Raw genomic sequence first — 22,268 nt, 5'->3', positions numbered from 1 at the left:
CGGGGGATGAACAGGGCTTAGTGTCCCGCCTGCCCACCATCGGGCATGGAGACGACGGACGCATTCATCGGCCTGACGTGCGTGGATTGCGGCGAGACGTTCGACGCCGAGGTGGGGACACACCGCTGTCCCGACTGCGACGGCATCCTCGACCCGGACTACGACTATGACGAAATCGACGTGTCACGTGCGGACCTCGAATCCCGACCGTTCGATACGATGTGGAAGTACGCGGAACTGCTCCCGTTCACCCGCGAATCGGCGGTGACGATGGACGAGGGTGCGACGGCGCTCGTGGACTGTCCGACCCTCGCCGAGGAGATGGGCGTCGAACGCGTCCTGTTCAAGGACGAGGGGCGCAACCCGACGGGGACGTTCAAGGACCGCGGTCAGACGATGGCCGTGACGGCGGCGGCCCAGCACGGCGCGACGAACATCGCGCTCGCCTCCGCCGGAAACGCCGGACAGGCCGCCGCGGCGTACGCCGCCCGCGCCGACATCGAATCGCACGTCTTCCTCCCGACCCGCTCCGGGTTCACCAACAAGGCGATGGTCAACGTCCACGGCGGCGACATGACCGTCGTCGAGGGGCGAATCGGCGACGCCGGTGCGGCCTACGCCGACGCGATGGAAGAGGAAGACGACTGGTACTCCGTCAAGACGTTCGTCACGCCCTACCGCCACGAGGGCAAGAAGACGATGTTCTACGAAATCGCCGAGCAGATGGACTGGGACGTCCCCGACGCCATCGTCTACCCGACCGGCGGCGGCGTCGGTCTGATCGGCATGCACAAGGCCGCAAAGGAGTTCCGCGATTTGGGGCTCACCGACGACCTCCCGGCGATGTACGCCGCTCAAGCGACCGGGTGTGCGCCCATCGTGAAGGCGTGGGAGGGGGGCAAGGACGTTCACGAGGCGTGGGAGACGCCGGACACCATCTGCGGCGGCATCGAGATTCCCGACCCCGGCGCGAGTCCCATGATTCTGGACGCGCTCCGCGAGAGCGACGGCGGCGCGGTGGCGACCAGCGACGAGGACATCCTCGACTCGGCGGTCGCGGTCGCACAGAAGGAGGGCTTGGAGATGGGCGCGACCTGCGCCGCCGCCGCCAGCGGCGCATGGGAACTCGCACAACGAGGGGAGTTCGACGAGGACGATACTGTCGTCATCCTCAACACCGGCGAAGGCAACAAGGACGACGACGTCCTCCGCAGTCACCTGATGGGAATGGGCGTCTGAGGCGAGAACTGATGGCCCGCTCTCCAAGACGGCGTGCACTCGTCGCATTCGCCGCCGGATACGTCGTGGTCCTGCTCGTTTCGCTCTTCGCGTTCGAATATGATCTTCCGCGAGCCGTTGTGTCCTCCCTCTTCCCGGCAATCGGCGCGGCCGTCGGCGTCTACATCGCCAACCGTTTCGTCCTACGGAATCGCTGAACGAGGGAGTTCTCTCGACGGGACGCTGTTTTTCGTCCGTAGATTTATATTGGAGACCGGAACCAGTGTGGTTCGAGGTGATGAAAATCGTAGTTACGCCTCACCCGTACGGCGGTGGTTCGGTCACCGTTTGACGGTCGGTCAAAACAGTCAGCTCCCGCTACAGCAGGTCGCTCTCGACCAACCGCTCGACGGCTTCTTCGATTCGGTCGAGGCTCGCCGCGTAGGAGATACGAGCGTAGCCGGGTGCACCGAAGGCGCTGCCCGGAACCGTGGCGACGTGGGCCTGTTCCAGCGCGTCCTCGCACCACTGCTGGTCGTCTTCGGAGACGGGAATCATGAGGTAGAACGCACCGTCGGGCGTTCCGGCGTCTACGTCGTGTTGCTTCAGCAGGGCGACGAGCCGGTCACGGCGCTCGTGGAACGCCTCGACCATCTCGCTCACGTCGTCCTCGGTGTTCGCCAGCGCTTCGAGACCCGCGTGCTGGACGAAGTTCGTCGCCGCGGAGACGGAGTGTGAGTGCAGTTTCGCCGCCTCCGAGACGAACTCCTCCGGCGCGGCGAGGTAGCCGAGTCGCCACCCGGTCATGGAGTAGGCCTTGGAGAAGCCGTTGATCGTTATCGTGCGCTCGAACATGCCGTCGAGGGTTCCGAGGCTGGTGAACTCCGCGCCGTAGGTGATCCGCTCGTAAATCTCGTCGCTGATGACCGTGATGTCGTGTTCGACCGCCAAATCGCGGACGCCTTCCAGCGCGGCGTCGGAGTAGACCGCGCCGGTCGGGTTCGACGGCGAGTTGACGACGAGCAGTTCGGTGTCGTCCGAGACGGCCTCGGCGAGGTCGTCGAGGGCGGGTTCGAGTTTGAAATCGTGCGGCGCGAGGTCCACGCGGTTCAGGTCGCCGCCCGCGAGTTTGACCATCGCCTCGTAGGACACCCACGCCGGGTCGAGGAGGACGACCTCGTCCCCGTCGTCGACGACGGTCTGTACTGTTTCGTAGAGCGCCTGCTTCGCGCCGGGGGTGACGATGACGTTGTCCGCGTCGTACGGGAGGCCGTCACCTTGCAGTTTCTCCGCGATGGCCTCGCGGAGTTCCGGGACACCCTTCGACGACGGATACCCGGTGTGTCCCTCCTCCATCGCGGTTTCACACGCTTCCACGACGTTCGCCGGCGTCGGGAAGTCGGGTTCGCCGACGCTCAGGTCGATGACGTCCGCGCCATCGGCTTTCAGTTCCGACGCGAGGCTGCTGATAGCCAGCGTCGCGCTCGGTTCGACACGTTGAATCCTGTCCGAGAAGTCCATTATTGTAGTTCCTCCACTAAATCGAGTGCACCTTCGACCGCCCGTGCACCGTAGTCGGTACGCTCGCGGGCCTCCGCCGCGGACATGCCGGGGCCGGTGATTCCGAGTGCGACCGGCGTGTCCCGCTTCAGGCTGACGTCGGTGAGCTTTTGGGTCGTCGCGGTCGTGATAACGTGATCGTGGTCGGTATCGCCGGTGATGACGGCACCGAGAACCGCGACCCCGTCGATGTCGTCCCGGCGGGCGAGACGGTCCGCCGCGAGCGGCGAATCGTACGCGCCGGGCACGTGTAGCGTTTCGAGGATTTCTGCACCTCGCTCGGCGGCAGCCTCGCGCGCCGACGCCTCCATCCGCTCCGTTATCGGCGCGTTAAACTCCGCGACGACGAGTCCGAGCGTTACCATGTGTGGCGGGAAGCCAGCACGGCTAAAAGAACTACCGCTCTCCGCAAGGCTTGTATCCCCGCTGCGTCTTGAGGGAAAACAATGAGCTCGAGCGAACACCCGCTGACCGGGTGGACGGCCCGAAATCGGGGTTTCGCTTTCATCTGTGCCATCACGGTGCTAGCACTAGCGCTCCGGCTTTTCGGCCTCGGCACCCGGTTCGCCCATTGGGACGAAGCCCGCGTCGGCTACTGGATACTCCGCTATCAGGAGACCGGCGTCTGGAATTACTATCCGCCGATTCACGGGCCATTCTTCCCGCAGGTGAACAGCGTCCTGTTCGAACTGTTCGGCGCGAGCGACTTCGTGGCGCGTCTGCCGGTGGCACTCGTCACCGGACTGGTGCCGCTGGCCGCGTGGCTCTACCGCGACCACCTCGGCGACTCCGAGATGGTGGCGTTCGCGTTCTTCCTCGCCGTGAACCCCGTCGTCCTCTACTATTCGCGATTCATGCGGTACGACGTGTTGCTCGCGGCGTTCATGGTGTTTGCGCTCGGTTTCTACCTCCGCGCACAGGCGACCGGGAAGGCGCGATACCTCTATGCCGGAACCGCGGCGTTGGCGCTCGGCTTCACGACGAAGGAAAACGCCATTCTGTACGTCCTCGCGTGGCTCGGAGCGCTCGTCCTGCTGTTCGATCATCGACTGCTCCTCTCCCGGAACCACGAACGGAAATGGACCGAGACGTTCGTCGACACGACCAAAGAAATCGGTCGGGGGCTCCTTCGATTCGCTCCGCACATCCTCGTCGCGCTGGTGGAGTTCTTCGTCATCATCGTCTACTTCTACGCGCCTCGGGCGAACGGCACCGGCGGCCCCGGACTGTGGAAGGCGTTCTCGAACCCGGGGATGTTCGGCACGGTGATTTCGGAGGCGACGGTCGGCTCGTGGAACGAGTTCACCGGTCAGTGGGTCAAGAGCCAAGGCCACGCCTACCTCCCCTTCCTCGAACACTTCATCACCGTCCTCGAACAGGGTGCGCTCGTCGTCGTCGTCCTCTCCGTTCTCGGCTTTATCGCGGCACGATACGTTGATGATCGCCCGCGCGACCTCGTTTCGTTCGCGTTCTACTGGGGCGTGGTGAGCATCCTCGGCTACCCGCTCGTGACCGACATCCAGGCCGGGTGGGTGACGGTGCACGCCATCGTCCCGCTCATGATCCCCGCAGCTGTCGGTGCGGGAATCATCTACCGCTGGGGACGGGAAGCGTACGAGGACGGCGACCGGATCGGAACGAGCGCGACGGGCGTCATATCCCTCGTTCTCGTCGTACTGATCCTCTTTCCGGCGACGACCGTCGTCTACATGCATCCCCAAGACCCCGACACGCCGAGCGTGTTCGGCGGACAACGCCACAACGACATCGTCCAGTGGGGACAACCGGCCGCCGGTATCAAACCGACAATGGAGAAGGTACAGCAGGTGTCGAAAGCGAACGAGAGAGGGACCGACGTGCTGTACTACGGCTACGTGGACGATCAGAGTAACAACGTGTTCTACGTCCCGGACGAGGGTAACATCGATAGCGTGCGCGGCCAAGGCGGCTGGTACAACCGCCTCCCGCTCCCGTGGTACACCGAGATGGTGGACGCGAACGTTGACAGCACGTTGAAGAACGAAACCTTCCAAACCCGCCAACCGCCGGTCGTCATCACGCGGACGTCACACAAGAAGGACGTCGAGAAGTACCTCGACGGCTACCGCGTCTACGACCACAAACTCACGCTCTGGGGCGCGCCGACGACGATTTACATCAAGGAAAGCGCGCTTCGGAAGGCGAACCGAGCCGCATAATCCATCCGCGAACCGATACACGTTCGTGCCTATTCTCCGTCCGAGTTGGCAAATCTTATGCACCCACAGGGATAGCTTCCGGACAACATGGTTACGGCATCACCGCTTACCCTCGGCGTCGTCGGCGGCGGTCAACTCGGTCGGATGCTCGCGGAGGCGGCGTCCCCGCTCGGCGTCGAACTGATAGTTCTCGATCCGACACCCGATTGCCCGGCATCGCTCGTCGCCCGCGACCAGATCGTCGGCGACTTCGACGACGAGGAGTCGATTCGAGAACTGGCCGAGCGAAGCGACGCGTTGACCTTCGAAATCGAACTCGCGGACCCCGACGTGCTCGAAGCGGTCGGCGAGGAGTACGACGTGCCGGTCCACCCGGACCCGGCGACGCTCCGGACCATTCAGGACAAACTCGTCCAGAAGCGCGCGCTACAGGACCGCGAGATTCCGGTGCCTGACTTCCGGCCCGTCGATTCCCGCGAGGACCTCCTCGAAGCGGGCGAGGAGTTCGGTTACCCGATGATGTTGAAAGCCCGCCGCGGCGGCTACGACGGCCGCGGAAACGTCCCCGTCGAGGACGAGGACGACGTGGACGACGCGCTCTCGCAGGTCTCGGGCGAGTTGATGGTCGAGGAGTTCGTCCCCTTCGAGCGCGAACTCTCGGTCATCGCCGTCAAGGGCGACGACGAGGTGGCGACGTTCCCGGTCGGCGAGAACGTCCACGAGGAAGAAATCCTCCGGCAAACCGTCGTTCCCGCTCGGACCTCCGACGAGGTCCGAGAACGCGCCGAAGACGTCGCCCACGAGGTGCTTTCGGCCCTCTCTGGGCGCGGAACGTACGGAATCGAACTGTTCGAAGGGGAAGACGGGTCGATTTCGGTCAACGAAATCGCACCGCGGCCGCACAACTCCGGCCACTACACCATCGAGGGTGCGCTAACCTCGCAGTTCGAACAGCACGCCCGCGGCGTCCTCGGCTATCCGCTCGGGGCGACGGACCTCCGCAGTCCGGTCGTGAGTTCGAACGTCCTCGGCGACGTCGACGAACCCGAATTCGCCGACCTCTCCGGAGTCGAGGGCGTACTCTCGACCGACGGCGCTGCCTTCCACTGGTACGGCAAACGCGAGGTTCGCCCGCTCCGGAAGATGGGTCACGTCACGCTCGTCGGCGACGACCTCGATGCGGACGACGAATCGACGCTCACCGACCTGCTCGAAACCACGCGCGAACTCACCGACTCACTCACGTTCCAATGACCACCGCAGAATCAGTCACCACGCTCATCGAACAGTTCAAAGCCGAAGCGAACCGCAACCGACCGACGGAGGAGACGCCCGAGGTCGGCATCGTCATGGGAAGCGACTCCGACTTGGACGTGATGTCGGGAGCCTACGACGCGCTCACCGAACTCGGCTTCGAGGAAGTGACCGACGACGAGAACCCGCCGGACGCGCGATTCACGTTCGAGACCTACGTCGTCTCGGCCCACCGAACCCCGGAGTTGATGTACAGTTACGCGAAGACGGCCGAGGCGCGCGGTTTGGACGTCATTATCGCCGGAGCGGGCGGCAAGTCCGCCGACCTGCCGAATATGACCGCATCGCTGGCGTACCCGCTCCCCGTCATCGGCGTTCCAGTGCAGGAGAAATCCGTCTCGTCGGTCATCGGGATGCCGACCGGCGCGCCCATCGTCGCCGTGGACGCGGGCAAGTCGTTCAACGCCGCTCTCTCGGCCGTGCAAATCCTCGCGCGCGAACACGACGACCTCCGGAAACGATTGGTTTCCTACCACGACGACTTGCAGACGGACGTGGGAACCGTCTCACGCCGGCTCCACGAGGCGGGAACGCCCGCGTTCCGCGACGACGACTAACCGATATTTTTCGATTAATTCAGCTCGATTTGACTGTCCGTTCGTCGGGGAGAAAGGTGGCGTTTCTGAATAGAAAGCGTTAGTTACCCGAATGCGGGCGATAGCGGCGCTGTCCGGCTATAATCTCAAGAATCAATGCTTATAGGGGTGCGCTCACAAAACACCGCCTGCTAGGAGAAAATCGGTAATGAATCCATGGGTAGCCATTGGCGCGCTAGTGCTCGTGGGACTCGCCATACCATTCAGTATGATGGCTGTGTCGAGTCTCCTCAGACCGAGCGTGCCTGAACAGGGAAAATCCGCCACCTACGAGAGCGGTGAGATTCCAACCGGGACGACGCGCATTCGGTTCAACATTCAGTACTACATGGTTGCGCTGCTGTTCGTCGTCTTCGACATCGAGACGGTCCTCATCTTCCCTTGGACCGTCATCTATCGCAACGCTATCGACAGCGGTGTCAGCCTTGCGACGGTGCTCGTCCCGATGTTGGTCTTCATCGCGGTTCTCGTCGTCGGCCTCGCGTGGGCTTGGCGCAACGGAGCGGTGCGGTGGGTTCGTAGCCCCCGCGGAACGCAACGGAGTATGGAACAATGAGCAACGAACCACGGGAATACATACACGGTAGTACAGCACCCCAAACCAAAACCCGCGAGGCTCGGATGGGCGGGGGTGTCGATGACCGCTTCAACTCGAAACTTCGGGAGGCGTTCGGCGCGTCGCCGTTCATCCTCACGAAGTTCGACAAGTTCATGAACTGGGTGCGGGGGTCGTCGATGTTCATGCTACAGTTCGGTATCGCCTGCTGTAGCATCGAGATGATGCACACGTATGCGGTCAAACACGACTTGGACCGCTTCGGGTCCGGCGTCCCGCGTGCGTCGCCGCGGCAGGCCGACGTGATGATCGTCCCCGGGACGATCGTCTCGAAGTTCGCGCCGCGGATGAAGCGCGTCTACGACCAGATGCCCGAACCCAAGTTCGTCGTGAACATGGGATCGTGCGCCATCAGCGGTGGCCCGTTCCAGGAGGGGTACAACGTCATCAAGGGCGCGGAGGAGGTCATCCCGATCGACATTCACGTTCCGGGATGCCCGCCGCGACCGGAGGCGCTCGTCTACGGCGTCGTCAAGCTTCAGGAGCGCGTCGCCAACGGCGAGACCAGTCCGGTGACGGTCAAGCCCTACGAACTGGAACAGTTCAAGGACCTGGAACAGGACGAGTTGGTGGACACGCTCGCGGACCAGATCGACGAGGACTCGCTGGTCATGCGCTACAACTGGGCTGATTCACCATGAGTTCGCAACACGAAGTGCCGGCGGCGCGGGAACTCGACGGCGACCAACTCGCCGCCCTGCTCGGCGACCACGTCATCGGCCGCGACGAGCATCTCAACGCGCCCGGATTCGTGGTTCGACCCGACGAAGTGCAGGACGCACTCACCATCCTGCGCGACGAGGCCGGATTCGACCACCTCTCGATGGTCACGGCACAGGACTACGAGGACCGCTACGAGAGCATCTACCATCTGAAGAAGTACGACGACCCGACGCAGGAAGCCAGCGTCGTCGTCCCGTCGCCGCGAGGTGCCCCGGCAAACCAGTCGGCCGAACCCGTCTACCGGGCCGCCGACTGGCACGAGCGGGAAGCATACGACCTCGTCGGTATCGACTACGAGGGTCATCCCGACCTTCGTCGTATCCTCCTCCCCGAGACGTGGCAGGGCCACCCCTTGGCGCGGAACTACGACCAGGACCGGCCACAGATCGTCTCGTTCAACGAGTACGAGAACCCGATTCAGGACGACCACTACGACCAGGAATCGGACACGATGTTCCTCAACATCGGGCCGCACCACCCGGCGACGCACGGTGTGTTGCACCTGAAGACGACGCTCGACGGCGAACAGGTCGCGGATGTCGATCCCGACATCGGCTACCTCCACCGCTGCGAGGAGCAGATGGCCCAGAACGGAACGTACCGGCATCAAATCATGCCGTACCCCGACCGCTGGGACTACGCGTCCGCCGGCCTGCTCAACGAGTGGGCCTACGCGCGCGTGGCCGAAGACCTGAACGACATCGACGTGCCGGAGTACGCACAGATAATCCGGACGATGGGGGCGGAACTCTGCCGCATCGCGTCGCACATGCTGGCGCTCGGGACGTTTTGTCTCGACATCTACGGCGATTTCACTGCGATCTTCATGTACGCGATGCGCGACCGGGAAATCGTCCAGAACATACTGGAGGACCTCACCGGCCAGCGCATGATGTTCAACTACTTCCGCCTCGGCGGCGTCGTCTGGGACATCCCGGAACCGCGAGAGGAGTTCTTCGACAAGACCCGGGACTTCCTCGACGGCCTCCCGGAGGCTCTGGAGGAGTACCACGACCTCATCACGGGCAACGAACTGTTCCAGATTCGGACCATCGGAACCGGAGAACTCGCCCCCGAGGTCGCCAAACAGTACGGCGTGACGGGGCCAGTCGCTCGGGGTTCCGGAATCGACTACGACCTGCGCCGCGACGACCCGTACGGCTACTACGACCAACTCGACTGGAACGTCGTCACCGAGGACGGCTGTGACAACTACGCGCGCCTCCTCGTTCGGATGCGCGAAGTCGAGGAGTCGGCGAAGATCATCGAACAGTGCATCGAACTGCTCGAGGACTGGCCCGAGGACGAACGCGAGATTCAGTCGAACGTCCCCCGGACCCTCAAACCGGACGCAGACACGGAGACGTACCGCGCGGTGGAGGGCGCGAAAGGGGAACTCGGCATCTACATCCGCTCGGACGGGACGGACAAGCCCGGCCGATTCAAGATCCGGAGCCCGTGTTTCTGTAACCTCGCGGCGCTCGGCGAGATGTCCAACGGGGAGTACATCCCCGACCTCGTCGCCACGCTCGGCAGCCTCGACGTGATTCTCGGGGAGGTCGACCGATGAATCCGGTCCCGCTACAGGGGTCGAGTCCGGTCCTCCTGCCCGAACAGATAGCACGCGCGCTGGGTGGCAACAACCCCGGTGCGCCGATAGAGCTCCTCTCGGCGCTCATCGCGGCGGCCGTCATCGGCACAATCATGCTGACGATGACGGCGTTCGCGGGTCCGTGGGCGAAGCGGAAGATCACCGCGGCGTTCACCGACCGTATCGCGGTCAATCGTGTCGGGCCGTTCGGCCTGTTCATCATCGTGGCCGACGCGGTGCGGCTGCTGTCGAAGGAACTCATCATCCCGGAGGGTGCGGACCGTCCGGCGTTCGACCTCGCGCCCGTCATCATGGCGGGTTCGGCGCTGCTCGGTTTCGCGGTCATTCCGATGGGTTCCCTTTTCGGCATCAATCTGCAACTCGCTGACCCCGAGACGGGGCTGGCGTACGTGTTCGCCGTCGCCTCCATCGCCACGCTCGGACTGGCGATGGGCGGCTACGCGTCGAACAACAAATACTCGCTCCTCGGCGGTCTTCGCGCGGTGGCACAGAACATCGCGTACGAGATTCCGCTCGTCGTGACGGCCGCATCGGTCGTCCTCTTCACGGGGACGCTCCAGATGAGCCAAATCGTCGCTCAACAGCAGGAGACGCTCATCTCCATCGGCGGCATCGCGATACCGTCGTGGTACGCGTTCGTGAACCCGTTCGCGTTCGTGTTGTTCCTCGCGGCGAACCTCGCGGAGGTCGGGCGTAACCCGTTCGACACGCCGGAAGCGCCGACGGAAATCGTCGCCGGATATCAGACGGAGTACTCCAGCGTGTACTTCGTGCTGTTCTACCTCGGCGAGTTCATCCACATCTTCCTCGGCGGTGCGATAATCGCCACGCTGTTCCTCGGCGGTCCGGACGGCCCCGCGTCGGGTTCCATCGGATTCGTCTGGTTCACGGTGAAGATCTGGGCGGTGTTCCTGTTCACGCAGTGGGCGCGCTCCGCGCTCCCGCGTGTCCGCATCGACCAACTCATCGAAATCGGTTGGAAGGGCATGCTGGTGCTCTCGTTCGCCAACCTGGTTCTCACGGCCATCATCGTGGGGGTGGTGCTATGATCGGACTACTCAAATCGATGGCAACGACGATGAAGCACGCGTTGGACGGGTCGACGTTCACGGTCGAATACCCGGACGTCCCGCCCGAAGTAAGCCCACGCTTCCGTGGGATTCACAAGTTCAGCCAAGAGCGCTGTATCTGGTGTCGCCAGTGCGAGAACGTCTGTCCGAACGACACGATTCAGATCGTTCAGGACGACCAGCGCAACGGCGAACAGTACAACCTCCACGTCGGCCAGTGCATCTACTGCCGACTCTGCGAGGAAGTGTGCCCGGTCGACGCCATTCTGCTCACCCAGAACTTCGAGTTCACGGGTGACACGAAGGACGACTTGGTGTACAACAAAGAACAGTTGAAGAACGTCCCCTGGTACAAAGACATCGACCCACTCGAATCGCGTGAACCGGATCGGAGCGCGTGGATAGGAGAGGGCGAAGGAGCGGTCGATTACCAGTAATTACGCCCGTCTCGAAATCTTGAAAGGGCGTTTACCCGAACCCAAAGGTGACTGAAATGGCATATGAAATGATCGCGTTCGCGTTGTTCGCCATCCTGACGGTGGCGAGTAGCGTGGGCGCCGTCCTGGTGCGGGACGTGTGGCATTCGGCGTTGTTGCTCGGCCTTTCGTTGCTGAGCTTCGCCATCCATTACGTTATGTTACAGGCGGAATTCGTTGCGGCGATGCAGATCCTCGTCTACGTGGGCGGGGTCCTCATCCTGATAACGTTCGCCATCATGCTCACACGTCAATCAAGTACAGAGGAGGTGACTAACGCATGACATCACGGCCACGAATGCGCGACCCCAGCACGATGCTTCCCGGCGTCGTCGCGGTGGCGCTGTTCGCCATCCTCGCCGTGGTGTTCCTCGGCGCGTCGTTCGGCGACGCCCAAGGCTTCGCGAACGGAGCCAACATCACGGCGAGCATCGGCTATGCGATGTTCAACATCGGAAACGTCGGCGGTGACGCGCTCGTTCAGAGCGAGGGATTCCTCGTCGCGTTCGAGATAATCGACCTCGTGCTCGTCGCGGCGCTGGTGGGTGCAGTGATGCTCGCCACCCGCGACGACGGCGAAAGCAGCGAGAGCGGAACTTCGACGGCGGTCATGGCTGACGGCGGTCGAAACTCCGGAGGTGACGAGGAGTAATGGTACCGGTCGAATATTACCTGTTGCTCTCCGCCGCCGTGTTCTGTTCGGGACTGTTCGGTATCCTGACCCGGAAGAACGCGCTGATGTTCCTCATCAGCGTCGAGTTGATGCTGAACGCGGCGAACATCAACCTCGTCGCGTTCTCCAGCTATCACGGCAACCTGACCGGGCAGACGTTCAGTCTGTTCACGCTGGCGCTCGCCGCCGCGGAAGTCGCAGTGGGAATCGGTATCATCCTCGTGTTGTATCGTAACTTCAACGACGTGGACGTGTCCCAAGCGACGACTATGAGGTGGTAACAATGGCGGCAACAGCATTCCAACTGGCACCGGTAATCGCACTCCTGCCGTTCGTATCGTTCCTGATCGCACTGTTCGGCGGCGAGTACGCCCGCAAGATGCTGCCGAAGGGCGGCGCGATTCCGGGCATCGTCGCGACCGCCGGGTCGCTCCTCCTGTCGCTGTGGGTCTTCCTCACGGTGTCGGGCGGCGAAACGTACCACGAGACCATCGTGTGGGTCGAAGGCCTCGATACCTTCAACCTGCACTTCGGCATCTTCCTCGACCCGCTGTCGGCGCTGATGCTCGTTATCGTCTCGCTGGTCGCGTGTCTCGTCCACATCTTCAGCCTCGGATACATGAACGACGAGGGCGAAACCGGACTGCCGCGGTACTACGCCGGTCTCGGCCTGTTCACCTTCAGCATGCTCGCGTTCGTCTTCTCGGACAACCTGCTGATGGCGTTCATGTTCTTCGAACTCGTCGGCCTGTGTTCGTACCTGCTCATCGGGTTCTGGTTCCGCGAACCCGGCCCGCCGAGCGCCGCGAAGAAGGCGTTCCTCGTCACCCGGTTCGGTGACTACTTCTTCCTCATCGGCGTGGTGGCGGTGTTCGCCACCTTCGGTACGGCCCAGTTCGCGGGCGACCACTCGTTCGTGCACATGGCCGAGCAGGCGCTCGCTCACGGCGAGGGCGGTGCGGGCGAGCTAACCACCCTCTTCGGACTCGGTCCGGAGGCGTGGCTCAACATCGTCGGCCTGCTCGTGCTGGGCGGCGTCATCGGCAAGTCCGCGCAGTTCCCGCTCCACACGTGGCTTCCGGACGCGATGGAAGGTCCGACGCCCGTCTCCGCACTGATTCACGCGGCGACCATGGTCGCGGCGGGTGTCTACCTCGTCGCGCGGATGTACGGCTTCTACGCCGTGCTTCCACAGGTGCTCACCATCATCGCGCTCATCGGCGGCTTCACGGCGCTGTTCGCGGCGACGATGGGCGTCGTCAAGCGCGAAATCAAACAGGTGCTCGCGTACTCCACCATCTCCCAGTACGGGTACATGATGCTCGCGCTGGGTTCGGGCGGGTACGTCGCGGGAACCTTCCACCTGATGACCCACGCCTTCTTCAAGGCGCTCCTGTTCCTCGGAGCGGGGTCGGTCATCATCGCCATGCACCACAACGAGAACATGTGGGACATGGGCGGTCTCAAGGACCGGATGCCCGTGACCTACTGGACGTTCCTCGCCGGTTCCCTCGCGCTCGCGGGCATCTTCCCGTTCGCCGGGTTCTGGTCGAAGGACGAGGTGCTCTACGCGGCGCTCAGTCACGGGCTTGGCGGTAATCCTGCCCTGCTGGTCGCCTACGCGATGGGTCTCATCGCCGTGTTCTTCACCGGCTTTTACACCTTCCGGATGGTCTTCCTGACCTTCCACGGTGAACCCAGGAGTGACACGGCACGGAAACCACACGGCGTGCACTGGAACGTGAAGTTCCCGCTCGTCGTCCTCGGCATCCTCGCCACCGTCATCGGATTCACCAACATGACCGTCCTGGCGGAGGCGCTCCACATCGAAAACATCGAGTTCCTCCACATGTGGCTCAACGGTCCGATTCCCGGAACCGCTGCACACCACTACGAGGAACTCGTCGTCGGGTCCTACGGCGAAGCACAGGCGTTCTCGGCGCTGGTCTCCGGCGGCGTGTCGCTCGCGTTCGCACTCGCCGGTCTCGGATTGGCGTGGGCGCTGTACAACGTCCCGGAACCCGTCGAACACACGGACAAGTTGGGCAGCGCGAAGACGCTCCTGTTCAACAACTACTACCAGGACGAGTATCAGGTCTGGCTCGCGAATGGGGTCACGCTCCCCATTTCGCGTGCGGCGGACAAGTTCGACCAAGGCGTCATCGACGGCGTGGTCAACGGCGTCTCCAGCGTGAGCCTGTTCGGCGGAAGCCGAGTGAAGCGCATCCAGAGCGGTGTCGTGACGAACTACGCGCTCTTGCTCACGCTGTCGTTCGTCGTCCTGCTTCTCGTCCTCGGCTTCACGGGAGGTTGGTTCTAGATGATAGTCGAAGCACTTCTCGCGGTAACCTTGGTGAGCGCGTTCGCGGTGTTCCTTGCGCCGGACAAGATCGCAGGGAAACTCGCGTTCGTGCTGAGCCTGCTCCCCGCGGCCGGGAGCATCTGGATGTACAGTGCCTTCGACGGCAGCGGGAACGCCCTGCTGGGCGGAACCCTCGCCTTCGAAGAGACGTTCAAGTGGGTCACGTTCGGCCCCTACGCGCTGAACTGGCACGTCGGACTCGACGGCATCAGCATGCCGTTGTTGGTGTTGACGACGGTGCTCACGCCGCTCGCGATTCTCGCGGCGTGGACGCCGATTCAGTCCCGCCAGAGCCAGTTCTTCGGTCTGATGCTCTTCATGGAGATGAGCCTCCTCGGCGTCTTCTCGGCGCTCGACTTCTTCATCTGGTTCATCTTCTGGGAGATGGTGCTGGTCCCGATGTACTTCCTCATCGGTATCTGGGGCGGCCCGCGGCGCAAGTACGCGGCGATCAAGTTCTTCGTGTACACCAACGTCGCCTCGCTGCTGATGTTCATCGGGTTCATCGGCCTCGTCTTCGGACTGGGCGACTCCATCACGTCGCTCGATATGCCCGCCATCGCGATGGCGTTGAACGGCGGGGAGTTGGGAAGCCTCGGCGGCATCAGCGCTGGCACGCTGAAGGCCCTCGCGTTCTTCGCGATGTTCATCGGCTTCGGCGTGAAAGTCCCGATAGTCCCGTTCCACACGTGGCTGCCGGACGCTCACGTCGAAGCACCGACGCCGGTGTCCATCATGCTGGCGGGCGTCATGCTGAAGATGGGTACCTACGCGCTGCTCCGATTCAACTTCACCATGCTTCCCGGCGTGGCGAAGGACTACGCGTTCATCATCGCCCTCGTGGCGGTCGTGAGCGTCATCTACGGTGCGCTGCTCGCGTTGGCCCAGTCCGACCTGAAGCGTATCGTGGCGTACTCCTCGGTTTCCTCGATGGGGTACGTCATCCTCGGACTCGTCGCGTTCAACATGTACGGCGTCGGCGGTGCGACCTTCCAGATGGTCGCCCACGGTCTCATCTCGGGACTGATGTTCATGGCGGTCGGCGTCATCTACAACACGACACACACCCGGATGGTCTCGGACATGTCCGGTCTCGCGGACAAGATGCCGGTGACGGTCGCGGTGTTCGTGGCGGGCGCGTTCGGCTACATGGGCCTGCCGCTGATGGCAGGGTTCGCGGCGGAGTTCTTCATCTTCGTCGGGGCCTTCAACTCGACGGTACTCGCGGGCAACGCGCTCGCGCTGTTCACGGCGGCGGCGATGTTCGGCATCGTCATCGTGGCGGGCTACCTGCTGTTCGCCATGCAGAGAACGCTGTTCGGACCGTTCCGGCTCGAAACCGACTACGAGGTCGGCCGCGCGGCGTTCCACGACGTCGCGCCCCTCGTCGTCCTCATCCTGCTGGTCATCCTGCTGGGTGTTCAACCGAACATCTTCTACCACATGATTCAGGACGCCGTGGGTGAAATGGCGCTCCTCGCCGGAGGTGGTGCCTGATGGCGGCACTCGCGTGGCCCGACTGGGCCGCACTCGCGCCCGCCATCGTCCTCGGCCTGACGGCGCTGCTGTTGCTGGTCGTGGACAGTATCTACCCGAACACGCGGGACAACCCGATTCTCGCGGGTATCTCGACGCTCGGCGCGGTCGTCGCGGGCGGTCTGGCGGCGTGGTTCCTCGCCTCCGGTACGGGCGAGAACCCGATCTCGCTCTACGGGAGCGCGATGGTCGTCGACACGATGAGCCTGTTCTTCGTGCTCATCTTCACCAGCGTCACGGCGCTGGTCAGCGTCGCGAGCTACGATTACCTGAAGGGCAACTCCTATCAGGCGGAGTACTACTCGCTGGTCGTCCTCGCGGCGACCGGGATGACGCTGATGGCGAGTTCGAACAGCCTCGCCACGGTGTTCATCAGCCTCGAACTGGCCAGCCTCCCGTCCTACGCGCTCGTCGCGGTGCTGAAGAAGAACCGCGGAAGCGTCGAGGCGGGTCTCAAGTACTTCCTCATCGGAGCGCTCTCGTCGGCCATCTTCGCCTACGGTATCAGCCTCGTATACGGCGTCACCGGACACCTGCAACTGGACCTCATCGCGTCCACGCTCGGAAGCGGTTTCGAAGGTCTGGGCGGCGTCCTCGGTGTCGGCGTGCTGATGGTGCTCGGCGGCTTCGCGTTCAAGACGGCCTCCGTGCCGTTCCACTTCTGGGCACCGGAAGCGTACGAAGGCGCGCCCGCGCCGATTTCGGGCTTCCTCTCGTCGGCCTCGAAGGCCGCCGGGTTCGCCGTCGCCTTCCGCGTGTTCGTCACCGCGTTCCCGATCGGCGAGGTCGGCTCCACCATCGACTGGGTGTTGGCCTTCCAGATCCTCGCCCTCGTCACGATGACGCTCGGGAACTTCGCGGCCGCCACGCAGGACAAGGTGAAACGGATGCTCGCGTACTCCTCGATCGGACACGCGGGCTACGTGCTCATCGGACTGGCCGCGCTCACGGGCGGTAACAACGACTGGGTGATGGGCGGTGCGATGCTCCACCTGCTCGTCTACGGCTTCATGAACACGGGTGCGTTCCTGTTCATCGCGCTGGTCGAACACTGGGGCGTCGGCAGGACGTTCGAGGATTACAACGGACTGTCGGAGAAGGCTCCCGTCGCCTGCCTCGCCATGACCGTCTTCCTGTTCAACCTCGCCGGTCTCCCGGTCGGTGCAGGGTTCATGAGCAAGTACATCCTGTTCGGTGCCGCGGTCGGTGCCGGATTCTGGTGGCTCGCCGCGGTCGGCGCGATCAACAGCGCACTGTCGCTGTTCTACTACAGTCGCGTCGTGAAGGCGATGTGGATAGAGGACCCGGAGGGCGACTTCACGATTCGAAGCACGCCGACCGGCCTCTACGTGGCCGTCGTCGCGGCCGCGGTCATGACGGTCGCGTTGCTGTTCGCGTTCGGGCCCGTGGCGGACACGGCGTACAACGCCGCCGCCGCGCTGTTCGCCTGAACGCCGCGGAAATTCGTTTTCGCTCGCGATTTTTGCGTTTCGACGTTTCCCTACGCCTGCCGAGCGACAGCGGAAGGAATTTATCCGGGTCCTCGAAATGCGGTCCATGAACGTCCCTTCGCCCCATGAATCGGCAACGATAGTGAGAGCGCGGGCCCCATGAACCGACGGAACGGACTGCCGCCGTGGTTCGTCTGCAAATACTATCTGTACCGTGCCACCGTCACGTTCGGATTGATTTGGCCGATTCTCATCCTGTACCTTCGGAACGAGGGTCTCTCGTTCGCACAGATAGCGCTCCTCAACACCGTCGCTATGGTCGTGACGCTCGTCGGCGAACTTCCGGCGGGATACGTCGGCGACCGAATCGGCCATCGAAACAGCCTGCTGACCGGTTCCCTCCTCCTGTGCGCCGCCTGCGTCGGCTTCGTTCTCGCGGATTCGTTCGCGACGTTCGCCGTCGTCTGGACCCTGTGGTCGTTTTCGAACGTGTTCCAGTCCGGGAACGGGGACGCGTGGCTCTACGACATGCTCGACGCGCATGGAGACGGAGACCTGTACACGCACGTCCACGGCAGGGGCGGTGCGGTCAACCTGTGGACGATGGCCGGAACGTCGCTCGTCGCGGGCGGACTGTACGCCATCGACGCGAGCTATCCGTTTCTCGCCAGCGCGGTGCTCATCGGATTCGGGGTTCCGGTCCTCCTCTCCTTTCCAGGCGAGAACTCCCATGCCGCCGATGTCGAACCGTTCACCGTCATCGACGCGGTGCCGGTCATCCGTGAGCAACTCCTCTCGCCGTCGCTCCGGTCGTTCGTCCTCTACATGGGCGTCTTCGTCGGTATCTCGATGACCGCCGAGAACTTCATCCAGCCGATAGCGGTGACGCGGTTGTCGATTTCCGCGTCGGGTCTCGGACCCCTGTATGCGGGGTTCGCGGTCGTCGGGGCGGTGGCCAGTTCGTACGCCGGTCGAATCGAGACGCGGTTGACGACGCGGGTCGCCCTCATCGCGTTCCCGCTGGTGACGGCCGTGGCGTTCCTGCTTCCCCTCGCAGTTCCGTTGTTAGCACTCCCCGTGTTCTTCCTCGTGCGAGGGACTCGGATCCTCGCGAATCCGATCGCGAGCGGCTACATCAATCACCGTATCGAGTCGCGCGGCCGGGCGACGGTCCTGAGCGCCGTCGCGATGGTGTACGCGCTGGTTCGAATCCCCATCGAGTTGGCGACCGGTCGGATCGCGGACGGGACGAGTCCCCTGCTCGCCCTCGCGGCGCTCGGCGTGATATTCCTCGGTGGTGCCGTCGGTCTTCGACTGTGGCCCTCGCCGATCGTCGCATCGAACCCGGACGATGGCGGTGCGACGGACGGATAGTCCGGTCGTCCGCCCGCTGAATCGGCGGCCGAACGCGCTCCCTTCGCCGCTCGAAATCCGACGGAAGCGCGCTATAGTGGCGGATTTTCACTCTTTTGAGCTGTAAGCGGATTCCCAACAAGTTTTAGGTGTCCGACTATGAATCGGGGGTAAGATGGTTTCGCGGCTCATGCTCGGCTGTGGTTCCGTCGGGCATGCCATCGTTGAATCGGTGGCCGATTGGTCCGGGGGTCTCGTCGTCGTCGACGAGAGCGAAAATAGAGTCGAAACGCTCCGCACGGAAGGCGTCTCGGCGACGCAGGGCGACCCCACGGACCCGGACGTCGTCGCGCAACGACCCGAAGTCGATCTCGCCTTCGTTTGTGGGGACGACCCCGAGCGAAACTGGCGGGCCGCACGTGCGGTACGGGAGGTCCATCCCGACACCTATCTTCTCGTCTATACGGGCGAAGGGCCGTCGAGGGAGAGACGAGCGGACCTCGCCGACATCGCCGACGAGTTGATCGACCCCGGCGCGGCGCTCGTCGACCACTTGCTACCGCTGACCGCCGGAGACACCGCGTTTCGAACGCACGAACTCCAGCGGACCCTTCGCGACATCGATGGCAAACTCGGCATTTTCATGCACGACAACCCCGATCCGGACGCCATCGCCAGCGCGGTTGCGCTGGAGGGAATGGCGGAATCGGTCGGCACCGAGGCCGAAACCTGCTACTTCGGGGCGATATCACATCAGGAAAACCGCGCGTTCGTCAACCTCCTCGATTTGAACCTTCGAAACGTCGACGAGGGTGCCGACCTCTCGGAGTTCGGCGGAATCGCGCTGGTGGACCACTCCAGTCCGGGCGTCAACGACCAACTTCCCGAGGAGATGCCGGTCGACGTCGTCATCGACCACCACCCGCCGAACCATCCGGTCGAAGCGCGCTTCGTCGACCTTCGAAGCGGTGTGGGGGCGACGAGTTCGTTGCTGGCGGGCCACCTGGAGCGACTCGATATCTGCCCCGACGAACGGGTCGCGACCGGGTTGCTGTACGGTATTCGCGTCGATACGAAGGATTTCACACGCGAGGTGTCCGTCTCGGACTTCGAGGCGGCGGCGTTCCTGCTTCCCCACGCCGATACGAGCATCTTGGAGCGCGTCGAGACGCCCTCCGTCAGCGCCGACACGTTCGAGACGATTTCCCGGGCGATTCGGAACCGGGAACTCGACGGGACGGTACTCGCGAGTTGTGTCGGGGCACTCTCCGACCGCGACGCCCTCGCACAGGCCGCAGACCGGTTGCTCAACATGGACGGCGTGACGGTCACGCTCGTGTTCGGGTTCATGGACGGGACGGTATACGTCTCCGCGCGCGCACGCGGCACGGACGTGGACCTCGGGGAAACCATGCGCGCCGCGTTCGGACAGATCGGGAGCGCGGGCGGGCACGCCGACATGGCGGGGGCACAGATTCCGTTGGGTCTCCTCGGCGAAGTCGAGGACGACGAGGAGGAGTCGCTTTCGACCATCGTGGGGGAAATCATCACCGACCGGTTCTTCGAGACGGTTCGGTCGCGGCCGGGACCCAACGATTTCGACGCCGAGCGCGAGCGGGTCGCGGCGTTCGACATCCAACTGGCCGACGACGAGTGACAGGCGGGAACTTTTTGCCCCACGGGGGCATCGGTACGTTGCATGGACGAGGGCGAGGAGGAAGCGGACCGAAGTGCGGTGTCGCGCGTTCGCATCGCTTCCGACGGCGGAACCGAGGGTATCAAAGCGAAAGTCAAGGAGTACATGACTCGCGACGTGGCGACGGTTTCCCCCGATGCGACCGTCGAAGAGGTCGCCCGAAGGATCGCCGAAAGCGACGGACACAACGGATTTCCGGTGTGTGATGGCCGACGCGTCGAGGGGTTCGTCAGCGCGCGCGACCTTCTGCTCGCGGACGACCGCGAACCGATTTTCAAGGTGATGACGCAGGAACTCATCGTCGCCCATCCGGACATGGTGGTCAACGACGCGGCGCGCGTCATCCTCCGGTCCGGCATCCAGAAACTGCCGGTCGTGGACGACGCGGGCAACCTCGTCGGTATCATCACCAACACGGACTTCATCCGGAGCCAAATCGAGCGCGTGACGCCGGAGAAGGTGGGCAAACTCATGCGGACCCTCGAATCCATCCACGACACGGAGGTGACACAGAGCCGCCGGAAGGTTCGACTCGCCGACCTCGTGCCGACGCAAGGCAAAGTTTACGCCGACGAACTGGAGGGTCGGGTGTACGAGATGGAGCGCGGACTGGCCGAACCGCTGGTCGTCATCGAGAACGGCAACACCCTCCTGTTGGCGGACGGCCACCACCGCGCGAAAGCGGCGGACAGGCTCGACATCGAGGAGATGGACGCGTACATCATCATCACCGACCACCGAGTCGAACTGGGGATGGCCGAGACGGCGCGCAAGGAGGGCCTCGAAACCATCGACGATATTCAGGTCGTGGACTACGCCCGCCATCCGCTGATGGAGACGACGAAGCGGTTGCAGTAGTTATTCGACGTTTACAACGTTCAACTCCCTGTCGAGCGTCAGCGTCGGCGCGTCGGCCACCTCGCCGACGTCAACGCGAATCCGGTACGGTTCTTCGGACACGACCTCCGTCAGGTCGTCCCAAACGAAGTCGAACGAGAGGACCGGAACCGTCCGAACGTCGATTCCACGCTCGTAGAAGTACGAGACGACGGCGGGATGGCGGATGACGGATGCGGTGACGGGAAGGTGCATTTGTAGCCAACACGACTCACAGCCGAGTTCGGTGACGAGTTGGTCGCTACTGTTTCGGTGTGGTTTCTCGATGCACATCGGCCCGCTACAGATGAAACACGTTCCGTCTATCGCCTTCTGTATGTGGTGTTGGGTTTCCTCGTTGGCGAACGAGACTATCTCCGACACCGACCGACCCGTGGCGGCCTGCGGCGGGACGCTCGTTTGGAACAGCATGTCGTGTTCGTCGCACTCCATTTTCACGAACCCGTCCTCGTAGGTTCCCATCAACGACCGATCGCACCCCGGGCAGTCGTATTCGAGTGTTTCCGACCGCAGTTCCGTTCGTTCGGTGAACGACCCTTCGCGTATCGCGCCGACGAGACGGAGAACCGCGTAACGCGGGTAGTACTTTTCGTCGCGTTTCACGACGAATCGGTCGCGGAGCTTTGAGAGGTGGTAATTGAACTGTCCGGCGTCGCGGACGCCGACTGCCCGCCTGAGTTCGGTGAACGAGAGTCCATCGTTCCCCTCGTCGGTCGTCCGTTCGGCGAGCGCCTCGACGATGGCGACGCGCGTTTCGTCGGCGAACAGCGCGAACGCCTCGGACGGGGGGAGGGTGTTGGGGTCGTCATCGGTCATGCTTGTCGGTTTCCGGTATCGTCGCATAACGCTTTCGTGTCAATTGGGAAACTGAAAGGACGTTCGGGAAACCGTTATCCCTTCTATCGAACTGATAGGAG

General features: G+C 63.3%; 22 protein-coding genes. 19 read left to right on the top strand and 3 right to left on the bottom strand.

The genetic code is table 11. From position 1 onward, the window contains the following. Positions 1 to 45 precede the first annotated feature (45 nt). Positions 46 to 1,239 (top strand): threonine synthase, encoded by a 1,194-nt coding sequence (locus tag ACGYLY_RS08495; protein WP_395282095.1) that lies wholly within the window; start codon positions 46 to 48, stop codon positions 1,237 to 1,239. An 11-nt stretch (positions 1,240 to 1,250) separates the two neighbouring features. Then, positions 1,251 to 1,436, top strand: coding sequence for a hypothetical protein (locus ACGYLY_RS08490; protein WP_395282096.1), 186 nt, complete (start codon positions 1,251 to 1,253; stop codon positions 1,434 to 1,436). Between the two features lie 160 nt (positions 1,437 to 1,596). Here the strand turns inward: ACGYLY_RS08490 and ACGYLY_RS08485 are convergent, their stop codons facing one another. Next, positions 1,597 to 2,739: a pyridoxal phosphate-dependent aminotransferase gene (locus tag ACGYLY_RS08485; protein WP_395282097.1), complete on the bottom strand. Its 1,143-nt coding sequence runs from the start codon at positions 2,737 to 2,739 to the stop codon at positions 1,597 to 1,599. Then, entirely contained in the window at positions 2,739 to 3,143 is a 405-nt protein-coding gene (gene ribH / locus ACGYLY_RS08480; protein ID WP_231184021.1) for a 6,7-dimethyl-8-ribityllumazine synthase, read from the bottom strand. Before ribH ends, ACGYLY_RS08485 begins: the two co-directional genes overlap by 1 nt. Positions 3,144 to 3,224: 81 nt before the next feature. Between ribH and ACGYLY_RS08475 the strand changes: the two genes are divergently transcribed. The 17 genes from ACGYLY_RS08475 to ACGYLY_RS08395 all read left to right on the top strand — a co-directional run bounded on the left by ACGYLY_RS08475 (position 3,225) and on the right by ACGYLY_RS08395 (position 21,312). Continuing rightward, positions 3,225 to 4,976 (top strand): flippase activity-associated protein Agl23, encoded by a 1,752-nt coding sequence (locus ACGYLY_RS08475; protein WP_395282098.1) that lies wholly within the window; start codon positions 3,225 to 3,227, stop codon positions 4,974 to 4,976. A gap of 87 nt (positions 4,977 to 5,063) precedes the next feature. Further along, positions 5,064 to 6,230, top strand: coding sequence for a 5-(carboxyamino)imidazole ribonucleotide synthase (locus ACGYLY_RS08470; protein WP_395282099.1), 1,167 nt, complete (start codon positions 5,064 to 5,066; stop codon positions 6,228 to 6,230). Continuing rightward, complete coding sequence (gene purE / locus ACGYLY_RS08465) at positions 6,227 to 6,847, top strand: 5-(carboxyamino)imidazole ribonucleotide mutase (protein WP_395282100.1); 621 nt, start codon at positions 6,227 to 6,229, stop codon at positions 6,845 to 6,847. The genes ACGYLY_RS08470 and purE overlap by 4 nt, the downstream gene beginning before the upstream one ends. A gap of 187 nt (positions 6,848 to 7,034) precedes the next feature. After that, positions 7,035 to 7,442: an NADH-quinone oxidoreductase subunit A gene (locus ACGYLY_RS08460; RefSeq protein WP_007978281.1), complete on the top strand. Its 408-nt coding sequence runs from the start codon at positions 7,035 to 7,037 to the stop codon at positions 7,440 to 7,442. Further along, on the top strand, positions 7,439 to 8,143 hold the full coding sequence (locus ACGYLY_RS08455; RefSeq protein WP_395282101.1) for an NADH-quinone oxidoreductase subunit B: 705 nt from the start codon (positions 7,439 to 7,441) through the stop codon (positions 8,141 to 8,143). The genes ACGYLY_RS08460 and ACGYLY_RS08455 overlap by 4 nt, the downstream gene beginning before the upstream one ends. After that, entirely contained in the window at positions 8,140 to 9,795 is a 1,656-nt protein-coding gene (locus ACGYLY_RS08450; protein ID WP_395282102.1) for an NADH-quinone oxidoreductase subunit D, read from the top strand. The genes ACGYLY_RS08455 and ACGYLY_RS08450 overlap by 4 nt, the downstream gene beginning before the upstream one ends. Continuing rightward, positions 9,792 to 10,886 (top strand): NADH-quinone oxidoreductase subunit H, encoded by a 1,095-nt coding sequence (locus tag ACGYLY_RS08445; protein ID WP_395282103.1) that lies wholly within the window; start codon positions 9,792 to 9,794, stop codon positions 10,884 to 10,886. Before ACGYLY_RS08450 ends, ACGYLY_RS08445 begins: the two co-directional genes overlap by 4 nt. Beyond that, positions 10,883 to 11,344 carry an NADH-quinone oxidoreductase subunit I gene (locus tag ACGYLY_RS08440; protein WP_231184013.1) on the top strand — a complete coding sequence of 154 codons (462 nt, stop codon included), beginning with the start codon at positions 10,883 to 10,885 and terminating at the stop codon, positions 11,342 to 11,344. The genes ACGYLY_RS08445 and ACGYLY_RS08440 overlap by 4 nt, the downstream gene beginning before the upstream one ends. A gap of 56 nt (positions 11,345 to 11,400) precedes the next feature. After that, positions 11,401 to 11,667, top strand: coding sequence for an NADH-quinone oxidoreductase subunit J (locus tag ACGYLY_RS08435; RefSeq protein ID WP_231184012.1), 267 nt, complete (start codon positions 11,401 to 11,403; stop codon positions 11,665 to 11,667). Next, complete coding sequence (locus tag ACGYLY_RS08430) at positions 11,664 to 12,035, top strand: proton-conducting membrane transporter (RefSeq protein ID WP_395282104.1); 372 nt, start codon at positions 11,664 to 11,666, stop codon at positions 12,033 to 12,035. The genes ACGYLY_RS08435 and ACGYLY_RS08430 overlap by 4 nt, the downstream gene beginning before the upstream one ends. Beyond that, complete coding sequence (gene nuoK / locus ACGYLY_RS08425; RefSeq protein ID WP_231184010.1) at positions 12,035 to 12,337, top strand: NADH-quinone oxidoreductase subunit NuoK; 303 nt, start codon at positions 12,035 to 12,037, stop codon at positions 12,335 to 12,337. Before ACGYLY_RS08430 ends, nuoK begins: the two co-directional genes overlap by 1 nt. Positions 12,338 to 12,339: 2 nt before the next feature. Next, complete coding sequence (gene nuoL / locus ACGYLY_RS08420) at positions 12,340 to 14,376, top strand: NADH-quinone oxidoreductase subunit L (protein WP_395282105.1); 2,037 nt, start codon at positions 12,340 to 12,342, stop codon at positions 14,374 to 14,376. Continuing rightward, complete coding sequence (locus ACGYLY_RS08415) at positions 14,377 to 15,915, top strand: NuoM family protein (protein WP_231184007.1); 1,539 nt, start codon at positions 14,377 to 14,379, stop codon at positions 15,913 to 15,915. Continuing rightward, complete coding sequence (locus ACGYLY_RS08410; protein WP_395282106.1) at positions 15,915 to 17,405, top strand: NADH-quinone oxidoreductase subunit N; 1,491 nt, start codon at positions 15,915 to 15,917, stop codon at positions 17,403 to 17,405. Before ACGYLY_RS08415 ends, ACGYLY_RS08410 begins: the two co-directional genes overlap by 1 nt. Positions 17,406 to 17,564: 159 nt before the next feature. After that, entirely contained in the window at positions 17,565 to 18,779 is a 1,215-nt protein-coding gene (locus ACGYLY_RS08405; RefSeq protein WP_395282107.1) for an MFS transporter, read from the top strand. Between the two features lie 154 nt (positions 18,780 to 18,933). Beyond that, positions 18,934 to 20,415: a DHH family phosphoesterase gene (locus tag ACGYLY_RS08400; RefSeq protein WP_395282108.1), complete on the top strand. Its 1,482-nt coding sequence runs from the start codon at positions 18,934 to 18,936 to the stop codon at positions 20,413 to 20,415. A gap of 144 nt (positions 20,416 to 20,559) precedes the next feature. Further along, positions 20,560 to 21,312 carry a CBS domain-containing protein gene (locus tag ACGYLY_RS08395; RefSeq protein WP_231185044.1) on the top strand — a complete coding sequence of 251 codons (753 nt, stop codon included), beginning with the start codon at positions 20,560 to 20,562 and terminating at the stop codon, positions 21,310 to 21,312. On the opposite strand, the gene ACGYLY_RS08390 is transcribed toward ACGYLY_RS08395, so the two are convergent. Then, the gene (locus tag ACGYLY_RS08390; protein ID WP_395282109.1) at positions 21,313 to 22,167 is read right to left on the bottom strand and encodes a winged helix-turn-helix domain-containing protein; all 855 of its coding nucleotides are present in this window, start codon (positions 22,165 to 22,167) and stop codon (positions 21,313 to 21,315) included. It lies immediately after the preceding gene. Positions 22,168 to 22,268: the final 101 nt, after the last annotated feature.

This window comes from Haladaptatus sp. CMAA 1909, assembly GCF_043952005.1.
GTDB lineage: Archaea > Halobacteriota > Halobacteria > Halobacteriales > Haladaptataceae > Haladaptatus.
The sequence above is the reverse complement of the archived record's forward strand: the minus strand, read 5'-3'. Positions and strand labels throughout refer to the sequence as shown.